The organism is Lachnoanaerobaculum sanguinis, assembly GCF_033242365.1.
GTDB classification, from domain to species: domain Bacteria; phylum Bacillota; class Clostridia; order Lachnospirales; family Lachnospiraceae; genus Lachnoanaerobaculum; species Lachnoanaerobaculum sanguinis.
Genome location: NZ_BTHK01000089.1, coordinates 1 through 274, shown reverse-complemented (window position 1 = coordinate 274; position 274 = coordinate 1). Strand labels below are relative to the sequence as shown.

General features: G+C 28.1%; 1 pseudogene. It reads right to left on the bottom strand.

What is annotated here, in order from left to right:
* Window positions 1–274, bottom strand: a pseudogene (locus SBH76_RS13645) (hypothetical protein); the annotation flags it as partial.

Below are 274 nucleotides of genomic sequence, written 5' to 3'. Positions count from 1 at the left end.
GGTACTTCTTCTCCCATACTTGGAATATATTCTCCAAGCTCTATTTCCACATTAGGAAAGAAGTAAATTATAATATTGTCATTATCATCTAATGAATCAAATTCGTTCTCATCCCACTTTCTTATCGACTCATCATTAAAAAAACTCACAGTTGAATATACTCTTTCACCTGAAGTAATATTCAACTTATTACTTGAATAAAATCCCATTTCTGTAAATATATCAATTATTATATCCAAGTCTTTTTCTGTTACATATTTACCTTTTCTAAACA